The organism is Oerskovia sp. NPDC060287 (assembly GCF_042726775.1).
In the GTDB taxonomy this organism is placed as follows: Bacteria; Actinomycetota; Actinomycetes; order Actinomycetales; family Cellulomonadaceae; genus Oerskovia; species Oerskovia merdavium.
The window spans coordinates 1-1,384 of the sequence record NZ_JBHXBO010000409.1 but is presented as its reverse complement, the minus strand read 5'-3'; the positions used below and the strand labels follow the sequence as shown (position 1 = coordinate 1,384).

Annotated in this window: 2 protein-coding genes; one reads left to right on the top strand and one right to left on the bottom strand. The window is 75.8% G+C overall.

Annotated features, from left to right (window positions below; all coding sequences use genetic code 11):
* Window positions 1–106 precede the first annotated feature (106 nt).
* A complete protein-coding gene (locus ACFWFR_RS19365; RefSeq protein WP_377624207.1) occupies window positions 107–586 on the bottom strand; it encodes a PH domain-containing protein in 480 nt (159 codons plus the stop codon).
* A 112-nt stretch (window positions 587–698) separates the two neighbouring features.
* On the opposite strand from ACFWFR_RS19365, the gene ACFWFR_RS19360 reads away from it, so the two are divergent.
* Window positions 699–1,232, top strand: a complete 534-nt coding sequence (locus ACFWFR_RS19360; RefSeq protein ID WP_377624205.1) for a GNAT family N-acetyltransferase — start codon at window positions 699–701, stop codon at window positions 1,230–1,232.
* Window positions 1,233–1,384 lie beyond the last annotated feature (152 nt).

Sequence of the window (1,384 nt, the reverse complement as noted above, 5' to 3'; positions counted from 1 at the left end):
GCAAGGTCCCGGGGCCCTCACGCGTTCCGGGGCGGCGCGGGTCAGGTGCGCAGGTTTCGGGAGGTAGGCGGAGACCGGACGGGCAGGAGTGCCCGACGGCGCCGCGTCAGCTCTCGGGCGCCTCTCCCAGGGCCTGGACGAGGGCCGCGAGGCGGGCGGCCTCGTCCTCGCTGCGACGCGCCCCGTCCGCGCGCTGGATGCCCATGACCGCGAGCGCCTTGCCGTCGGAGAGGTCCAGGCGCACCCAGGGGTCGCCGGGGCCGAAACGTACCGAGAGGACCTCTGCCCATTCAAGGCGGCGGGTGAAGACGATGTTGTGGACGGTGAGCCGTTCGGGGGTCACGGTGGCCCGGACCTGGCCCAGGCGCCACAGGATGAGCGCGCAGAAGGCCCCGACCCCGATCGTGGCGGCCTTGTTCCACCCGGAGTCGGTCCCGGGGCCGGTCGCGACGAGGGCGACGAACGTGCACCCGGCGAGGATCACGACGGCGGCCGTGTACGCCACGGCGGTGCCCCAGCGGGGCCGGAAGGGGGCGTAGGGGTCGCCGGACAGCTCCCCGGGCGGTGGTGCGACGTAGCTGCTCACGTCTTCATCCTCCCCCGTGCGCGGGGCCGGGTCGACGGCCCGGGTGCGGCGGACCTCGTCCGCCCTGTGACCGCGTCGCGGGGCGTGGCCTGCGGGTGAGGGACGATGGGTCGTGCCCACCACCCGTGCCCTGCGTCTCGACGACGCCGCCGCCCTGGCCGACCTCCTGCGCACCAACCGGGAGTTCCTGGCGCCGTTCGAGCCCGAGCGACCCGAGGAGTGGTTCACGCTCGCGGGTCAGCGCGCGAGCGTCGCCGCGGCCCTGGCGCAGGAGCTCGCGGGGAGCGTCGTGGCCCGGGTGGTCGTGGACGAGGGCGGGCAGGTCGCCGGCTGGATCATCGCGTCGGGGATCGTGCGGGGCGCCCTGCGCTCGTGCGCCCTGGGGTACTGGGTGGACGAGGCACGCAACGGGCGGGGTCTGGCGACCGCGGCCGTGGGCGAGATGGTCGACCACGCGTTCGGGCCGCTGTGCCTGCACCGGGTGCAGGCGGAGACCCTCGTGCACAACGTCGCGTCCCAGCGGGTGCTCGAGCGCAACGGGTTCACCCGGTACGGTCTGGCCCCCGGCTACCTGCAGATCGCGGGCCGCTGGCAGGACCACGCCATGTTCCAGGTCCTGGCGAGCGACGAGCGCCCGGGGCGCTGAGGTACCGCGCGCGGTCGGCGGGCACGGTCGGCCGCCGACCCGTGGATCCCGTGCCGGGGACGGCGGCGCTCGCGCCGGGGGCGTCGTCGGGCATGCTGCCGGGGGCCGGAGACGACGCTGCCCGGTGACCCCCGCTTGCGCAGGGGGTCACC